15 protein-coding genes and 1 pseudogene are annotated in these 16,946 nt (G+C 62.4%); 5 read left to right on the forward strand and 11 right to left on the reverse strand.

Annotation, left to right across the window (positions count from 1 at the left end; genetic code table 11):
* Window positions 1-13 precede the first annotated feature (13 nt).
* The 5 genes and pseudogenes from F7P80_RS09335 to pyrF form a co-directional block, all read right to left on the reverse strand.
* On the reverse strand, window positions 14-1,492 hold the full coding sequence (locus tag F7P80_RS09335) for a M20 family metallopeptidase (protein WP_054065822.1): 1,479 nt from the start codon (window positions 1,490-1,492) through the stop codon (window positions 14-16).
* A gap of 115 nt (window positions 1,493-1,607) precedes the next feature.
* Window positions 1,608-3,608, reverse strand: a complete 2,001-nt coding sequence (locus F7P80_RS09340; protein WP_077345339.1) for a methyl-accepting chemotaxis protein — start codon at window positions 3,606-3,608, stop codon at window positions 1,608-1,610.
* A 122-nt stretch (window positions 3,609-3,730) separates the two neighbouring features.
* Entirely contained in the window at window positions 3,731-4,501 is a 771-nt protein-coding gene (locus F7P80_RS09345; RefSeq protein WP_151044287.1) for a 5'-methylthioadenosine/adenosylhomocysteine nucleosidase, read from the reverse strand.
* A 95-nt stretch (window positions 4,502-4,596) separates the two neighbouring features.
* Window positions 4,597-6,272, reverse strand: a pseudogene (locus tag F7P80_RS09350) (long-chain-fatty-acid--CoA ligase).
* 293 nt (window positions 6,273-6,565) lie between these two features.
* A complete protein-coding gene (pyrF, locus tag F7P80_RS09355) occupies window positions 6,566-7,399 on the reverse strand; it encodes an orotidine-5'-phosphate decarboxylase (protein ID WP_054065826.1) in 834 nt (277 codons plus the stop codon).
* Between the two features lie 38 nt (window positions 7,400-7,437).
* Between pyrF and F7P80_RS09360 the strand changes: the two genes are divergently transcribed.
* Together F7P80_RS09360 and F7P80_RS09365 are read left to right on the forward strand one after the other, a co-directional pair.
* Window positions 7,438-8,346 carry a DMT family transporter gene (locus tag F7P80_RS09360; protein ID WP_151044289.1) on the forward strand — a complete coding sequence of 303 codons (909 nt, stop codon included), beginning with the start codon at window positions 7,438-7,440 and terminating at the stop codon, window positions 8,344-8,346.
* Complete coding sequence (locus tag F7P80_RS09365) at window positions 8,340-8,933, forward strand: exopolysaccharide biosynthesis protein (protein ID WP_151044292.1); 594 nt, start codon at window positions 8,340-8,342, stop codon at window positions 8,931-8,933. The genes F7P80_RS09360 and F7P80_RS09365 overlap by 7 nt, the downstream gene beginning before the upstream one ends.
* Before the next feature lie 92 nt (window positions 8,934-9,025).
* Here F7P80_RS09365 and F7P80_RS09370 read toward each other — a convergent pair whose 3' ends face one another.
* Window positions 9,026-9,685: a YiaD family glycine zipper/OmpA-like lipoprotein gene (locus F7P80_RS09370; protein WP_054065829.1), complete on the reverse strand. Its 660-nt coding sequence runs from the start codon at window positions 9,683-9,685 to the stop codon at window positions 9,026-9,028.
* A 280-nt stretch (window positions 9,686-9,965) separates the two neighbouring features.
* Here F7P80_RS09370 and mltA point away from each other — a divergent pair, with 280 nt between their 5' ends.
* Window positions 9,966-11,132, forward strand: coding sequence for a murein transglycosylase A (mltA, locus tag F7P80_RS09375; RefSeq protein WP_054065830.1), 1,167 nt, complete (start codon window positions 9,966-9,968; stop codon window positions 11,130-11,132).
* A gap of 89 nt (window positions 11,133-11,221) precedes the next feature.
* Here the strand turns inward: mltA and F7P80_RS09380 are convergent, their stop codons facing one another.
* From F7P80_RS09380 to def, 5 genes are read right to left on the reverse strand one after another with little or no spacing between them, the layout of a single operon-like run.
* Window positions 11,222-11,563: an AzlD domain-containing protein gene (locus tag F7P80_RS09380; protein WP_151044295.1), complete on the reverse strand. Its 342-nt coding sequence runs from the start codon at window positions 11,561-11,563 to the stop codon at window positions 11,222-11,224.
* Entirely contained in the window at window positions 11,560-12,390 is an 831-nt protein-coding gene (locus tag F7P80_RS09385) for an AzlC family ABC transporter permease (protein ID WP_151044298.1), read from the reverse strand. The genes F7P80_RS09380 and F7P80_RS09385 overlap by 4 nt, the downstream gene beginning before the upstream one ends.
* Before the next feature lie 3 nt (window positions 12,391-12,393).
* On the reverse strand, window positions 12,394-13,362 hold the full coding sequence (gene fmt / locus F7P80_RS09390) for a methionyl-tRNA formyltransferase (RefSeq protein WP_054064971.1): 969 nt from the start codon (window positions 13,360-13,362) through the stop codon (window positions 12,394-12,396).
* Window positions 13,363-13,410: 48 nt separating this feature from the next.
* Window positions 13,411-13,923 carry a hypothetical protein gene (locus tag F7P80_RS09395; RefSeq protein WP_428840863.1) on the reverse strand — a complete coding sequence of 171 codons (513 nt, stop codon included), beginning with the start codon at window positions 13,921-13,923 and terminating at the stop codon, window positions 13,411-13,413.
* Window positions 13,923-14,432, reverse strand: coding sequence for a peptide deformylase (gene def / locus F7P80_RS09400; RefSeq protein ID WP_054064974.1), 510 nt, complete (start codon window positions 14,430-14,432; stop codon window positions 13,923-13,925). The genes F7P80_RS09395 and def overlap by 1 nt, the downstream gene beginning before the upstream one ends.
* 158 nt (window positions 14,433-14,590) lie before the next feature.
* On the opposite strand from def, the gene F7P80_RS09405 reads away from it, so the two are divergent.
* Together F7P80_RS09405 and dprA are read left to right on the forward strand one after the other, a co-directional pair.
* A complete protein-coding gene (locus F7P80_RS09405; protein ID WP_151044301.1) occupies window positions 14,591-15,760 on the forward strand; it encodes a LysM peptidoglycan-binding domain-containing protein in 1,170 nt (389 codons plus the stop codon).
* A 2-nt stretch (window positions 15,761-15,762) separates the two neighbouring features.
* On the forward strand, window positions 15,763-16,941 hold the full coding sequence (dprA, locus tag F7P80_RS09410) for a DNA-processing protein DprA (RefSeq protein WP_151044304.1): 1,179 nt from the start codon (window positions 15,763-15,765) through the stop codon (window positions 16,939-16,941).
* The last annotated feature ends 5 nt before the right edge of the window (window positions 16,942-16,946 follow it).

The raw sequence follows: 16,946 nt of genomic DNA on the forward strand, positions 1-16,946 counted from the left end.
GAGCATTCGAGGCTTATGCCGCAGGCATGGCCGCAATCACCTGTGCCACCGCTGCCGTCAGCTTCTTGGCATAGGGCACATGCAGGAACTCGTTGGGGCCGTGGGCATTGCTCTTGGGGCCAAGCACGCCGCAGACCATCATCTGCGCCTTGGGGAAGCCCTGGCTGAGCAGATTCATCAGCGGAATCGTGCCGCCCTGGCCGATGTAGCCGCAGTCCGCACCAAAGTGCGCACGGCTGGCCTGGTTCAGCGCATCTTCAAACCAGTTCGTCATGCTGGGCGCATTCCAGCCATTGGCGCTGCCGTCACCTTCCCATGTCACCTTGGCCTGGTAGGGGGCGTTGTCTTCCAGCAGCTGCTTCATTTCCTGCACGCAGGCGGCTGCATCCACCAGCGGAGGCAGGCGCAAGCTGAGCTTGAAGGCCGTGTAGGGGCGCAGCACATTGCCCGCATTCTGCAGATTGGGCATGCCTTCCACGCCGGTCACAGACAGCGTGGGCTCCCAGGTGCGCTTGATCAGTGCCTGCACGGGGTCGGTCGTGGTGGGCAGCGCCACCAGTGTGGAGCCACCGCAGTCATGGTGCGCCCAGGGAAAGCGGCTGTAGGCCGCATCGCCCAGAATGCCTGCCGTGGTCTGGATCTGTGCCAGACGGTCCTCCGGCACTTCGCAGTGAAAGCTCTGTGGTAGCAGGCGGCCGGTCTTGCTGTCTTCCAGACGGTCCAGCACTTGGCGCAAGATGCGGAAGGACGAAGGCACCACGCCCGAAGCATCGCCCGAGTGCACGCCTTCGCTCAGAATTTCAACCTTCAAGGTGCCGCTGGCCATGCCGCGCAGGCTGGTGGTGAGCCACAGCTGGTCGTAGTTGCCAGCGCCGCTGTCCAGGCAGATCACCAGCTCCACCGCACCCAGACGGGGGCGCAACAGGTCGATATAGGGCAGCAGGTCGGCCGAGCCGCTTTCTTCACAGGTTTCGATGATGCCGACGATGCGAGGGTGCATCACGTGCTGGCTCTTGAGCGCCTGAATCGCGGCCACGCTGGCATAGACCGCGTAGCCGTCATCCGCGCCCCCGCGGCCGTAGAGCTTGCCGTCTTCGTACTTGGGCGTCCAGGGGCCCAGGTCACTGCGCCAGCCTTCAAATTCAGGCTGCTTGTCCAGGTGGCCGTACATCAGCACCGTGGGGCTGTCTGCGTTGTTGGAATTGGGCTGTGTGCCCGCCACTTCAAAAAACAGAATGGGCGTGCGGCCTTCCTGGCGAATGATTTCGAGCTTGAGCCCTTCCACCTTCTGTGCCTCGACCCAGCTGGCCGCATTGCGCAGCACGGTGTCGATGAGCCCCTGCTGCTCCCAGTCGGGTGCAAACATGGGAGACTTGGCGGGAATGGCGATGTAGTCCTTGAGCTGGCCAACGATGTCGTCGTCCCACTTCTGACTGACTTGCTCCAGCGCCTGAGCGGTATTCAAAGCGTTGGAAGGAATGCGTGCGTTCATGGCGAACCTCCAAAGGCATGGCGGCGCATAGGCCGCAGATAAGGCACATTGTGCGCCATCAAAAAAGCCCACGGCAGCCTAAGCTGCAGTGGGCATGGGTAGAGCAGGGACGCACTCAGTAAGGCAGTGCAGCCTGCGTGCTGCTGCCCTCAGCTTCCGGCAGCTTGAACACGCTGACCGAGTCTTCCAGGCGCACGGCCTGGTCGCGCATGCTTTGCGAAGCAGCGGCGGACTCCTCCACCAGCGAAGCGTTTTGCTGCGTCATCTGGTCCAGCTGCGTGACGTCCTGGTTGACCTGGCTGATGCGCTCGGCCTGTTCGCTGGCCGCCGCCGAAATCTCGCCAATGATGTCGCCCATGCGCTGCACGGAGCTGACGATCTCCTGCATGGTGTGCCCGGCGTTCTGCACCAGCTGGGCGCCAGACTCCACTTTGCCCACCGAGGTACTGATCAGCGCCTTGATTTCCTTGGCCGCTTCTGCGCTGCGCTGCGCCAGCGAGCGCACTTCTCCGGCCACCACGGCAAAGCCGCGGCCCTGCTCGCCCGCCCGCGCAGCTTCCACGGCGGCGTTCAGTGCGAGGATGTTGGTCTGGAAGGCAATGCCGTCAATCACACCAATGATGTCGCCAATCTTGCGGCTGCTGGTGTTGATGTCATCCATGGTGGCGACCACATCGCCCACCACCTGACCGCCGCGCGATGCCACTTCCACCGCCGAAGCCGAGAGCTGGTGCGCCTGCTGCGCGGCATCGGCAGACTGGCGCACCACGTGCGTGATCTCTTCAATGCTCTGCGCAGAACGAGCCAGGCTGTTGGCCGTGTTTTCCGTGCGCTCTGCCAGATCGCCATTGCCCTGGGCAATCTGGCTGCTGGCGCTGGCAATGCTGTGTGCGGCCACGTGGACCTGACGCAGCATGCCCACAAAGCGCTGGCGCATGCCTTCCACCTCGCGCACCAAATCACCCACTTCATCACGGCGTGCGCTGCGAAATGGCTGGGTCAGATCACCCTGCGCCACCAGCGTGATGGCCTGTGTCAGCTCCTGCAGCGGCGCACTCACGCCACGGCGCAGCGTAAACAGCAGGCCTGCAGCCAGCAGCGCTAGCGCCAGCGCCATCGCGCCCCAGAGCATCCACAGTGCGCGGCGCTGCGAGGCCATGGCCTCGTCATCCGACACCTCGGTAATCACCCACCAGCCATTGTCGGCCTTGCGCAGCACCGACCATGGGTTTCCACCCTGCCCAGGCAGCAGCGCCGTCACGTCCCGGGCAAAGCCGTCTGCATTCTGCGCCAGTGCTTCCAGCGAAACGCGTGCCTGCGGAAAAGCGTCCAGCACTTTCTTGCCCGTGTGTGTGCTGTGCGCGACGAAGGTGGCCTGCTCCCAGCTGCTGCCCGGCGCAATCACCATGGCTCCGCCGTGCTCGAACAGGCGTGTCGCCACCACCTGCTGCTGCATGGCGTCCTGAAAGGCTGACAGGTCTGTACCCACAAACAGAATGCCCACCACCTGGCCCGAAGCATCACGCACAGGCTCATAGGCCGTCATATAGGGTTTGCCAAAGAGGTCTGCGCGGCCTACATAAGGCTTGCCCTGCAGCATCAGCTGGTAGGCAGGGTGCTGGCGGTCCAGCACGGTGTGCATCACGCGCTCACCCTTCAGATCCCGCAGCGAGGTGGTAATGCGCACAAAGTCATCACCCTTGCGGGCAAACACCGTGGCAACACCGCCCGTGTCTTCGCTGAATTTGTCGACCACGGCAAAGTCGTCATTGATGGCAATGCCATCCAGATACAGCATGCCCAGAGAGGTATCCAGGCTCATCGCGCCATCGAAATAACGGCCAAAAGCCTTGGAGGCGCGCTCCACCATGCGACGGTTGGCGTTTTCCACGGTATCGATGGAAGCGGCCAGCCCTTCAGTGGCGTGGATCACACTGGCCAGCAGCTGCTCGCGGGCTGCCTGGGTGCTGATATAGGACACAGCCAGGCTCAGCACCAGCAGTACCGCTGCCATCATGGCAATGCCAATGGCCGTCACACGACGGGCGACAGAACGACTTCGTGAAGGGTGGCCAGGCACGCTGCTGGTGGCCGTTGTTGGGGATATAGAACTCATGATGCTTGTAGGAAGAGTGTCAGCGTGCCGCCCTCTGGCTGTTTGGTCTCATCAGGGCATGCTCGCAGCAGAGGTCAGCGCCAATGCCCTTGACAGGTGCTCGGCGCTTGTGAAGTCAAAAGTCAGCGATTGTCAGGTTTTCCTGCGTTTTTGTTCAACCAGTGCAAGACGATGTGCTGCGCATAGCGGCTGGCCACCGCGCTCACAAAGGCCGGGAAATCCACGTGCGCATTGCCATCCGCTCGGTCAGAAATCGTACGCACTGCAGCAAAAGGAATGTCATAGTCGGCGCAGGCCTGGGTAATCGCAGCGCCTTCCATTTCCACCGCCAGCACGGCATGTCCGGCAGCAGCCAAGTCCTGAGTGATGCCCTGTGCAACGGCTGCAGACACAATGAACTGGTCACCACTGGCAATCAGGCCGCTGTGCGCACCGGGAGCGTGCCCCTGCAGCAATGGGAGCTGCCATGCACCAGCCTGGCGTACACAGTCCTGCGCGGCCTGCAGCAGACCGTCATGCAATGCGGCATCGCAATCAAACAGTGCAGAGCCATAGCCTGGCACCTGCCAGCGCGGAAACAGTGGGCGCACATCCATGTCGTGCTGCACGAAGTGGCGCGCCACCACCACATCGCCCACCTGCACGCCTGCGCCCACACCACCGGCTACGTCTGTGAACACCAGCTGCTGCACACCAAAGCGCTCGATCAGCGCGGCAGTTGTGGTGGCTGCTGCCACCTTGCCGATGCCGCTCAGTGCCAGCACCACCTTCTGCCCGGCATACCGGCCGCACACAAACTGTCTGCCCGCATGCTGCACGGTGTCTACATCGCTCAAGGCATGGGCAAGCCCTTGCTGCTCTTCTGGCAGGGCACTGAGAATGGCAATCGTCATGTCTGGGAGGAAAAAATAAGGCAATGAAAAACGGCCCCCAAAGGGGCCGTTGATCGGCTGTTCAATAACCAGTGACCAAGTGTAAGTGCACTGGCTCAGCGCAGTTCGCGGCGCAAAATTTTGCCCACAGGCGTTTTAGGTAGCTCCGTGCGGAACTCGATCACACGCGGCTGCTTGTAGCCTGTCATGTTCTCGCGGCAGTACTTGCGCAGCACTTCTTCGGTCAGGCTATCGTCCTTCTTGACCACCACCAGTTTTACGGCTTCGCCGCTCTTTTCGTCAGGCACGCCAACGACTGCGCACTCGAGCACACCGGGGCACATGGCCACCACGTCCTCCACCTCATTGGGGTAGACGTTAAAGCCGCTGACCAAAATCATGTCCTTCTTGCGGTCCACGATCTTGATGAAGCTGCGCTCATCGATGGTGCCAATATCGCCTGTCAGGAAGTAGCCATCGGCCGTGGTGGACTTGGCGGTTTCATCGGGACGCTGCCAGTAGCCCTCCATGACCTGCGGGCCCTTGACCGCAATTTCCCCCGTCTTGCCGGGCTCGGTGACGGCCTGCCCGTCATCCCCCACCAGCTTGACATAGGTGCTGGGCAGCGGCACACCGATGGAGCCCGTGAACTCCTTGGCCGTGACCGGGTTGCAGCTGACCACGGGGCTGGTCTCTGACAGGCCATAGCCTTCGACGATGGGGCAGCCAGTTTTCTCCAGCCACAGTTTGGCTACTGCGCCCTGCACGGCCATGCCGCCGCCCACCGACACCTTCAGGTGGCTCCAGTCCACCGAGCCAAAGTCCGGGTGATGTGCCAGCCCGTTGAACAAGGTGTTGACGGCCGGGAAGTTGTGGAACTTGTGCTTGGCCAGTTCCTTGAGCGTGCCCGCCAGATCGCGCGGGTTGGGGATGAGAATGTTTTTGCCGCCGGTGTGCATGGACAGCATCATGTTCACCGTAAAGGCGAAGATGTGGTACAGCGGCAGCGCGCACACGCTGGTCACCTGCTCACCGCTTTGGCGGATGGCTTGCAGCACGGGGTTGAACCATGCCTCACACTGCAAGGTGTTGGCGATGATGTTGCGATGCAGCAGCACTGCCCCCTTGCTCACGCCGGTAGTGCCACCGGTGTACTGCAGCACGGCAATGTCATTGGGGCCAACCGTAGCCTTTCGGAACGTCGCCTGGCTGCCACGCTGAATCGCTGCCTTGTAGCGCACGGCCTTGGGCAAATGAAAGGCTGGCACCAGCTTCTTGACCTTGCGCACCACATAGTTCACCAGGCCGCCCTTGAGCGTGCCCAGCATGTCGCCCATGGAGCACAGCACCACGTGTTCGACGGGGGTGTTCTGCAGGCACTGCTCCAGCGTGTGGGCAAAGTTCTCGATGATGACGATGGCCTTGGCACCTGCGTCCTTGAGCTGGTGCTCCAGCTCACGCGCGGTGTGTAGAGCGGATTGACATTCACCACCACAAAACCGGCACGCAGGATGGCTGCCACGGCAATCGGGTACTGGGGCACGTTGGGCATCATGATGGCCACACGCTCCCCGGGCTGCATGCCCAGCGACTGGAAGTACGCAGCAAACGCCTGGCTCTGACGGTCTACCTCACCAAAGCTGATGTCCTTGCCCATATAGGAATAGGCAGAACGGGTGGCATAGGCCTGAAAGGCCTGTTCCATCAGGTCGACCAAGGATGAATAGCTGCCGGGGTCAATGTCCGTAGGTACGCCAGCAGGATAGGCTGCCAGCCATGGGCGTTCGCTCATGTGTTGTCTCCGCTGATTGTCGTTGTAGTGTCAAAAAAATGACCGACATGGCCGCAGATTGGCTCTGTCCCCATGCCGTGGGTCTATGCCCTTTGTCAGCATTGTGGGGAGAGGGTCAGGAGCTTGCCTCTGTGCAAACCCTAGGTAAAGCAACACAAACTACGCTTTTTTGGCAAAAATAACGCACAATCGTTCTTTTTTAGCCTTTGGCGCACGGTGGATGCGATGGATTCACGCAACAAAAAACCCACAGGGCCTGGGCCGTGTGGGTTTGGCTGGAACGCGGAGCCGTGTCAGTCACACAGCGCAGCGGCGCGGTTCAGCGTATCGCGCGTCTCCATGGCGGCCTGGCGGGCTGCGGCAGCAAAGTCTTCACCCTGCGAGGCATAGAGCACGGCACGCGAAGAATTGATGATGATGGGGCCGCCGCCAATGCGCGCTGCCTTGACCGTGGCCACAGCATCACCGCCCTGCGCACCCACGCCGGGAATCAGCAGCGGCAAGGTGGGCGCTACAGCGCGTACACGCTCGATTTCATGGGGGCGGGTTGCGCCCACCACCAGGCCCAGCTGTCCATTGGTATTCCAGGGGCCTTGCGCCAGCTTGGCCACATGTTCAAACATCCTGGGCTGGCCGGGGATGTCTGCCAGGGTCTGCGCCTGCAGATCGTCACCACCGGGGTTGGAGGTGCGGCACAGCAGGAAGGCGCCCTTGCCTTCGTACTTCAGGTAAGGCGTGATGGAGTCAAAGCCCATGAACGGCGACAGGGTCACAGCATCGGCGCCATAGCGCTCAAATGCTTCCTTGGCGTACTGCTCGGCAGTAGAGCCAATGTCCCCACGCTTGGCGTCCAGAATCACGGGCACATGGGGCGCGACCTTGCGCATATGGGCCATGAGCTTTTCCAGCTGGTCTTCCGCACCATGGGCTGCAAAGTAGGCAATCTGAGGCTTGAAGCTGTTCACCAGATCGGCGGTGGCATCGACGATGGCCGCACAGAAGTCGTAGATCTTGGTGGCATCCCCGCGCAGGGCCGCAGGGAACTTGGTGGGTTCGGGGTCCAGCCCCACGCACAGCATGGAGTTGTTGCGCGTGGACGCGTCGCGCAGCATGTCTAGAAAAGTCATGAGCAGCGATTGTAGGTGGCGGGCACAATCAGCGCCTTATGCCTGTCTTTACTCGACGACAACTTGGACTGCTGGTGGCCCTGACCCTGATCTGGGGCGTGAACTGGCCCGTGATGAAACTGGGCGTGCAGCACTTCCCGCCGCTGAGCTTTCGTGCCGTCTCCATGTGGATGGCCCTGGCCGTGGTCTTTGCCGCCGTGCGCTACCAGGGGCTGCCACTGTCCGTTCCGCGCAGCTTCTGGCCTGCACTGGCCAGGCTGACGCTGTTCAACATGGTGCTCTGGCACTGCCTGATCATTGTGGCCATTCCCATGGTCTCCAGCGGCCGCGCCGCCATTCTGGGCTACACCATGCCGATTTTTTCGGCGGTGGTAGGCCGCGTGTTCTGGCATGACCGGCTGACCGCCAGAGGCTGGGGCGGCGTGATTGCTGCGCTGCTCGGTGTCTCGCTGCTGCTGTGGCACGAATTCGGGGCCTTTGGCAGCCGGCCCGAAGGGGCAGTGCTGATGCTGGTGGCCGCACTGAGCTGGGCCATTGGCACACAGATGATGCGCCGCACGCCCTTGCCCGTGCCGCTGCTGAGCCTGGCCTTCTGGATGATGCTGATCACCGCCATCGTGCTGACCACCGGCGGCTGGCTGTTTGAGCGTGCGCAATGGCGCATGCCCGACGCTGTCGCCTGGAACACCATCCTTTTCAACGGCCTGCTGGTCATTGGCTTTGCGCAGATCGTCTGGTTCGAGCTAGCCCGCAGCCTGCCCCCGATTGCCTCTACGCTGAGCGTGATGTTCATCCCCGTGCTGGGGGTGTTCTGCGGTGCATGGTGGCTGGGCGAGGTACTGCACTGGCAGGACTGGACCGCCGTAGGCCTGATGATGCTGGCCATTGCTTCCGTGCTCTGGCCGAGCAAACCCCGTTCACCGCACCACAAGGACTGTTCATGCTGAGTCATATGCTCACCGGTTTGATTGATGAGATTCACGGCGACACCATCACGCTGCGCGAGCTGCTGGAGCGCAGCGGCCGCCAGGGCATGCTGCTGATCTGCGCCCTGTCCACACTGCCGTTTCTCATTCCGGTGTCGATTCCCGGTGTGTCCACCGTCTTTGGCGCAGCCATTGTGCTGCTGGCCTCTGCCCTGTTTCTGAACCGGCTGCCCTGGCTGCCGCAGCGTATTCTGAACAAGCCGCTGGACGCCCACAAACTCGTGCCCGTGCTGCGCAAGGGCGCAGGCCTGGTCAGCAAGATCGACCGCTGGGTCAAGGAGCGCTGGCTGCACCTGACCTCTGCCACCATGGTGCGCCTCAACAGCGCGGCCGTGGTGTTTGGTGGCCTGCTGCTCATGGCACCGCTGGGGCCGATCCCGTTTTCCAACACCGCCCCGGCCGTAGGCATTCTGCTGCTGACCATTGGCCTGCTGCAGCGCGACGGCCTGTTCGTGCTGCTGGGCTATCTGGGTCTGGTACTGAGCGTGCTGTACTTCAGCGTAATCGGCTATCTGCTCTGGACTGGGGGCAACTACATCCTCAGCTGAGACGCTGCCCCAGAAAAAACAAAGCCCAGCATTGCTGGGCTTTGTTTTTGATAGCTGCCAGCGCTTGTCAATCAAGCGCCAGAGGCTGATTTTTATTGTGCGCGCTCGCCCACAAAAATTTCTACGCGGCGGTTACGCGCACGGCCTTCTGCAGTGCCATTGGTGGCGATAGGCTGGTAGGAGCCACGGCCTTCGGTGTAGATGCGGCTGCCGCTGACGCCACGCATCATCAGGTAGTCACGCGTGCTGTTGGCACGGTTGAGCGACAGGGGGTTGTTGACGGCATCCGAGCCCGTGCTGTCGGTATGACCGACGATGCGCACCTCGGCATTGGGGCTGCTGCGCAGGCCTTCGGCAAAGCGGTCCAGAATGGGCGCAAAGTTGCTCTTGATGTCGTAGCGACCTGTATCAAACGAGATGTCGCTGGGGATTTCCAGCTTGAGCTGGTTGTCTGCAGTCTGCACCACGTTCACGCCTGTGCCCTGGGTGGCCGCTTCCATTTCACGCTTGCGCTTTTCCTGGTTCTGCGACCAGATATAGGTACCAATACCGCCTACGGCAGCACCGGCTACGGCACCCACACCAGCCTTGCCGCCGGTCATGGCACCCAGTGCTGCACCGGCCAGCGCGCCGGCACCGGCACCGATGGCAGTTTGTCTGGTGCTGTCGGACATGCCACCGCCCGTGGTGGCGCAGCCAGAAATCAGCAGCGTGGCCGCCGCAGCGGCAGAAATCCAGAGTTGTTTACGCATAGTGCTTCCTTTGCGTGAGTGAGTGTGGACAAATCCACGAAAAATAGACAGCTCCGATTGTTCCAGTCTTTGCCGTGCTCCGTATCGGAAAGTGGGCATGTTGCTTGTCAGCCAATCAAGCCATCAGAGTCCATAGGGTCTGTTGCAACTGGTGTGCGTTTTTGTCGCATGTTCCACAGACCCGAACCACGTGCCGGAGTTCCAGCCTCCATGTCTGACGTGTCAACAATCGTTCCCCGGATACAGAAAGCAGCCAAGGCTTCGCGCACAATCAGCGGCTATGACTGCATCTCTCCTGCTCCGTGCTTCGATGGCGCTGCTTGTCGCAACCCTCGTGGCTTGCTCTTCTGGTCCCAAGGCGCCACCGGCATCCAACGATGGCCCCGAAACCGGGTTCCCCGTCGGGGAGGTCCATGACACCGCACCGCTGGGGCCTGCCAGCTATCGCCCCAAGAGCCGCTGGCTGCCCGTGCGCTGGGCTGAGCTGCCGGGCCTGGAAAAGGACAGCCTGCACGAGGCCTGGAATGCCTGGCTGCGCAGCTGTGAGCGCCCCCATGCTGCCTTTGCGGCCCTGTGTGACGATGTGCGCCGTCTGAGCATTGCCAGCCAGGAAGAGCAGCTGCACTGGCTGCAGTCGCACCTGCAGCCCTACCGCATCGAGTCGCTCGATGGGAAGTCACAGGGCATGCTCACGTCCTACTACGAGCCAGAGATGACCGGCTCGCGCGTGCGCACCGAAGAATTCAATATTCCGCTCTACGCACCACCTGCCACCCTGGGCCAGCGCAAGCCCTGGTACACACGCCAGCAGATTGACACCCTGCCCGAAGCCCAGGCCGCACTGGCAGGCCGTGCCATTGCCTGGCTCAATGACCCCATCGAAGCGCTGGTGCTGCACATTCAGGGCTCAGGCCGCATGCGTGTGACCGAGCCAGATGGCAGTGTGCGCCTGATCCGCCTGGCCTATGCAGGCACCAACGACCAGCCCTACAAAAGCGTGGGCCGCTGGCTGCTGGATCGCCAGCTGATCACCGATGCCAGCTGGCCTGGCATCAGCGCCTGGATCGCCGTGAACCCCGACCGCACGCAGGAGATGCTGTGGAGCAATCCGCGCTATGTGTTCTTCCGCGAAGAGCCGCTGGACGGGCTGGACGCCCAGTTCGGCCCCAAGGGCGCGCAGGGCGTGCCGCTGACGCCCGGCCGATCGATTGCCGTGGACCGCGGCAGCATCCCCTATGGCACGCCCGTGTGGATGTACTCCAAGGGGCCTGAAGTCGAATACCAGCGTCTGGTACTGGCGCAGGACACGGGCAGTGCCATTGTGGGTGCCGTGCGTGCCGACTATTTCATGGGCTGGGGCAAGCAAGCAGGCGATCTGGCAGGCCGCATCAAGCAGCCGCTGCGCCTGTGGGCACTGTGGCCCAAAGGCATGGCAGTGCCCAAATAAAGATAGCTGCCCGCGCTTGATTTCAGACACTTTCAGATAGAAAACTATCTGAATTGCTGATAAATCAAGCGCAAGCAGCTATTTATTTTTTACCAGCCAAGCCCAATGTGCAGGGGCAGATAGACCGCCATGCCCACCACAATCGTGCCCAGAATGCCGCGCTTCCAGAAGAAGTACAGGGTGGCGCACAGGGCCGCAGGCAGGCGGGCATCGGCCAGAGTGCCGATCAGCGCACCCTGGCTCATCAGCAGCTCCGGCGCAATCACCGCCGCCAGCGCGGCCAGCGGCGCATATTTGAGGCCGCGCTTGAACCACTCGGGCATGGGCACTTCACGCTCGGGAATCATGAAAAAGGCGCGCGTGACCACCGTCACCACGGCCAGACCAATGGTGGCAATCCAGGGCCAGATGCCAGAGAAATCACTGCTCATGGCTGCTCCTTGCGCGGCGCGTCTTCTGGCAGGGGCAGCACCGGGAATTTCTCGCCCTTGGCCGGATCTGGCGGGCGAATCGCAGGCTGGGGCAGATGGCGCGCGGCACGGCGCTCAGCGGTTTCCATCAGCAGGCCAGCAGTAACCGCTGCAGCAATCGCCACCAGAATATTGAGCTTGAGCGGCAAGGCAAACGTGGCCACGGCAGCGCCACAGGCCACCACACAGGCCAGCCAGGCGGCCTTGTCCTTGAGCATGGAATACAGCACCCCCATCAGTGCCAGCACACCCGCAAAGCCCAGGCCCCAACTCAGCGGAATCACATTCGCCAGCAGAATGCCGGCGATGGAAAACACCTGCCAGAACACCCAGTTGGCCACGGCAGCGCCCCAGAAAAAGGGCAGCTGCTCCGGCTTTTTCTCCGGCGTGGGGTAGCGGTGCGTGAAGGTGACAAAAATCACGTCGCCGCTGAAGTAGCCCAGCGTCAGCCGGTGCAGCAGGCGCAGATGGCCAAAGTAGTGCCGCCACATGCTGCTCAGAATCACAAAGCGCAGGTTCACGCAGGTGGCCGTAAACCAGACCACCCACAGCGGCGCGCCCACCATGAGCAGCGGCAGCACGGCCAGCTGTGCACTGCCGGCATAGACGATGAGAGACATGAAGATGGCCAGCGGCACGGACATGCCCGCCTTGACCATGGCAACACCCGTCACCAGCCCCCAGGCACCAATGCCCAGCATGGTGGCCAGCATGGAGCGAAAACCGGCCGCAAAGGCCGGGTCACGCGCAATGCCGGCGGCACGCTGCTGCAAAGCGTGGGCGTTCATGGCTCAGGCGTTCTCGGCCGTGCTCAGCACACTGCCCACAGGCAGGGCAAAGCCACGCAGAAAGTCTGCGGCAGGCAGGCGCTTGCCCCCTGCGCGCTGCAGCAGTGTCAGGCGCAGCGCGCCTTCGCCACAGGCCACCAGCACACCATCTGCATCGGCTGCCAGCACCGTGCCGGGCTGGGCCGTACCTGCATAGGCCTCAGGTGTTGCAGTCCAGAGCTTGATAACTTCTTCTCCCAGCTGCGTCGCACCACCCGGAAAGGGGTTGAAGGCACGCAGACGGCGGTCCAGCTCCACGGCGGAAAGCTGCCAGTCCATCCAGCTCTCGGCCTTTTCAATCTTGTGCGCGTAGGTCACACCCGCTTCAGGCTGGGGCGTGCGCGGCAGGCCACCGCAGGCGCTCATCTCCAGCGCTTCCACAATCAGGCGACCGCCCAGGTCTGCCAGCTTGTCGTGCAGCGAGGCCGTGGTGTCGGTATCAGCAATCGGCAGGCGCTCCATCAGGCACATATCGCCGGTATCCAGACCGATGTCCATCTGCATGATGGTGACGCCGGTTTCCGCATCTCCGGCTTCAATCGCACGGTGGATGGGCGCAGCACCGCGCCAGCGCGGCAGGATGGAGGCGTGGATGTTCAGACAGCCCTTGGCAGGCAGGTCCAGCACCCACTGAGGCAGGATCAGGCCATAGGCGGCCACCACCATGACATCGGCCTTGGCATCGAGCAGGGCCTGGCGTGCCGCTGCGGCGTCTTCAGGATATTTGCCATCCAGGCGCAGGCTGCGTGGCTGCTCCACGCGAATGCCATGCTCCAGCGCGCACTGCTTGACGGGTGATGCCTGCAGCTTCATACCGCGCCCGGCGGGGCGGTCAGGCTGGGTCAGCACCAGCGGAACTTCAAAGCCTGCCTGCAGCAACTGCTGCAGGGCCACACGCGCAAATTCAGGCGTGCCAGCAAAAATAACTCTCATGCGATCTATCCGGAGATAAAAAAGCTGCCCTCGCGGCAGCCTATGCCGTCAGTGACGGTCCTCAGGGTCGTTGCGTGGTTCGTCCAGAAACATCACGCGCTGCACAATGCCCTGCGGATCGATAAAGACATGCGCCTGACGGTCGATGCTATTTTCGCGAATCCGGTAGGTCCAGATGTCGCCTTTGAAGTTGGCGACATGCTCGACCAGCGCGGGCTTGCCAAAGTAGTGGTACACGTCCTCACGGCGGTCCTGGCCGATGCGCAGGCGCTGGAAGTACGCTTCCTGCAGCACCTGCTCCACGCGCAGCAGCTGCTGCTGTGCGTCAAACACCATGTGGTAGACCTGCTGGCCTGCGGGCTGGTAGCTGTAGATCCAGCGTTCTCCGCCTTCTGGCAGGCCCACACGCACCTGGGGCTGGCCCATGTCCCTGGCAATCTGCGGGGCAGGGGTGCCGGGCTTTTGCCATTCAGGCACAGCACAGGCCGCCATCAAGGTGGCTGCGCAGGCAAGCACGGCGGCCCAGCGCCACGTCTTGCAGTGAACCGGGCCTTTCATCATCAGCGTGCTGCCTGTTTCTGCATCTTGACCAGCTTGGTCTTGATGCGATTGCGCTTCAGGGGCGAGAGGTATTCCACAAACACCTTGCCCATGAGGTGGTCCATCTCGTGCTGGATGCAGATGGCCAGCAGGCCTTCGGCCTCAATCTCACGCGAGTTACCGTTTTCGTCCAGGGCACGCACCTTCACGGAAGTGGAGCGCTCTACGCCATCGTAGATACCGGGCACGGACAGGCAGCCTTCTTCGCCAACCTGCTTTTCTTCGCTGGCCCAGAGGATTTCAGGGTTGATCAGCACCAGCTTCTGGTCACGGTCTTGCGATACATCAATGACGATCAGACGCTCATGAAAGTCCACTTGCGTTGCCGCCAGACCAATGCCATTGGCCTCGTACATGGTCTCAAACATGTCTTCGATCTGCTTGCGGATGCGCTCATCCACCTTTTCTACAGGTTTGGCCACCTTGTGCAGGCGAGGATCGGGATAGCAAAGAATGGGAAGTAATGCCATGGCAAGTTCAGTGTAGTTGTAGCTATTTTCGCTACTTTTGGGCATTGCTGCTGCCCTGTTTGAGCATACGCATTGCCCAATCAAGGGCTTGGATTGAGAATCTTGCGTCATTGAAGTTCACAAAGCAGGGCACACCTGCATACAGAGAGGGAGAAAGCATGAAAGGAACTGCCACCACCTGTGTCCTGGCCCTGGGCGCCATGTTCCACAGCCCGGCCACGCTTGCACAGGGGCCATCCTTTCCGGTGACGGAAGCGCAGCGCGCCACGGCACAGCAGGTCGCTCAGCAAGGCGTTCCCCTGTCTGCCCTCAGCCCCAACGCCCCGGACAGCTACACCGTCCGCCGTGGCGACACGCTGTGGCGCATCTCCGGCCTGTTCCTGCGCCAGCCCTGGCGCTGGCCTGAGTTGTGGGGCATGAATCTGCAGGCGATTGCCAACCCGCACCTGATCTACCCCGGTCAGGTGCTGTATCTGGAAAAAAATGGTGGCTATGCACGCCTGACCACCGCCCGCGGTGGCGCAACCCCCACGGTCAAGCTCAGCCCGCAGGTGCGTGGTGAAAATCTCTCCGACATGGCTCTGCCCACGCTGCAGATGCACATCATCGAAGCCTTTCTGGCCGAACCACTGGTCGTAGACAGCGACACCGTCGCCAAGGCGCCGCACATCCTGGCTGACAGCAATGAACGCGCCCTGGTCGCCCAGGGTGACCGCATCTACGCCCGTGGCTCAGACACCCAGCGCCTGCTGCAGGGCACAGACCAGCCACGCAGCTTCCGCATCTTCCGTGACGCCGTGGCCCTGCGCGACCCCATCACCCGCGAGGTCCTGGGCTATGAAAGCCAGTACATCGGCCAGGCCGCGCTGGTCCATGGTGAAACCGAAGCACAGCTCCAGGCTGACTACCGCCCCGCTACGCTGAACGTGGTCAAGGCCAAGGAAGAAATCCGTGCAGGCGACCGTCTGCTGCCCGAGCCGCCGCGCCAGTACCTGAACTTTGTGCCCCATGCACCAGCCTCTGACATCACCGCCCACGTGGTCTCGCTGTACGGTGATACCTCGGTGCGCTATGGCACGCAGTACCAGGTGGTGGCCATCAACAAGGGCCTGCAGGATGGCGTGCAGCCCGGCATGGTGCTGGCACTGATGAGCAAGGGGGCCAAGGTGGTGGACAAGACCGACCCCAAGCGCCCAAAGATCCAGCTGCCCGATGAAGAAAACGGCCTGGCCATGGTGTTCCGCAGCTTTGACCGCGTCTCGTATGCCCTGATCATGGACATCCAGCGCGGCGTGCAGGTGGGCGACACGCTCACCAATCCCCGCTAACCATGGCACAGCAGCCCCTGCCTGCATGGGAGCACAACGAACTGCAGGCCTGGCTGCGCCTGGCCCTGACGCCCGGCATTGGCAATGGCACTGCCCGGCGTCTGCTGGCCCGGTTTGGCAGCGCGCCAGCCATTTTTGAAGCCTCTGCCAGCGAACTGCACGACTGCGTCAGTGCCGCACAGGCATCGCAGCTGCAGACACTGCCCGAAGGCTTTGCCGCAACGCTGGCGCAGACCTGGCAATGGCTGCAGCATGAGGGCGACGATATCGCCCATGCCCTGATCACACTGGGTGATCCGCGCTACCCGGACAGCCTGCTGCACACGGCCGACCCACCCCTCATGCTCTATGCCCTGGGCAGTGCGCAGCACCTGCTGCGCGCAGCTCCACTGCTGGACTGGCAGCGCAGCCTGGCCATGGTGGGATCGCGCAATCCCACCCCACAAGGCAGTGACAACGCATTTCAGTTTGCCAAGTACCTGGCCCAGCAGGGCTGGAGCGTCGTCTCCGGCATGGCGCTGGGCATTGATGCCGCCGCACACCAGGGGGCGCTGACCGCCACGGACGCGCCGCTGCCCACTGTGGCGGTGATGGGTACGGGCATTGACCGCATCTACCCACGCCAGCACCAGCAGCTGGCGCACCAGATTGCCCGCCAGGGCCTCATCCTCAGCGAATTTCCGCTGGGCACACCCCCCATTGCCAGCAACTTTCCCAAGCGCAACCGCATCATCTCCGGGCTGAGCTGCGGCACGCTGGTGGTGGAGGCCGCACTGGCTTCTGGCTCACTGATTACGGCACGCATGGCATCCGAGCAAGGGCGGGAAGTCTTTGCCATACCCGGCTCCATCCATGCCCCTCAGTACAAGGGCTGCCATGCACTGATACGGCAAGGCGCCAAACTGGTCGAGCAGGCCCAGGACATTCTGGAAGAGCTGATGCATCTGGCGCCTTCCACCACGCAGGATGCTGTGCGAGACACCGCCCCTGCCCCCCAGTCCGACGAGCCTGTACACCCGCTGCTGCAGGCCATGGGCTATGACCCCGTGCATCTGGACCAGCTGTGCGCCCGCACAGGCCACAGCGCAGCTGAGCTGCAGGCCCAGCTGCTGGAGCTGGAACTCAGCGGCGAGGTCTGCCGCCTGCCCGGCGGGCTGTACCAGCGCATGGGGCAGGCATAAAAAAG

The sequence above is a fragment of the Comamonas kerstersii genome, from assembly GCF_008801935.1.
GTDB classification, from domain to species: Bacteria; Pseudomonadota; Gammaproteobacteria; order Burkholderiales; family Burkholderiaceae_C; genus Comamonas; species Comamonas kerstersii.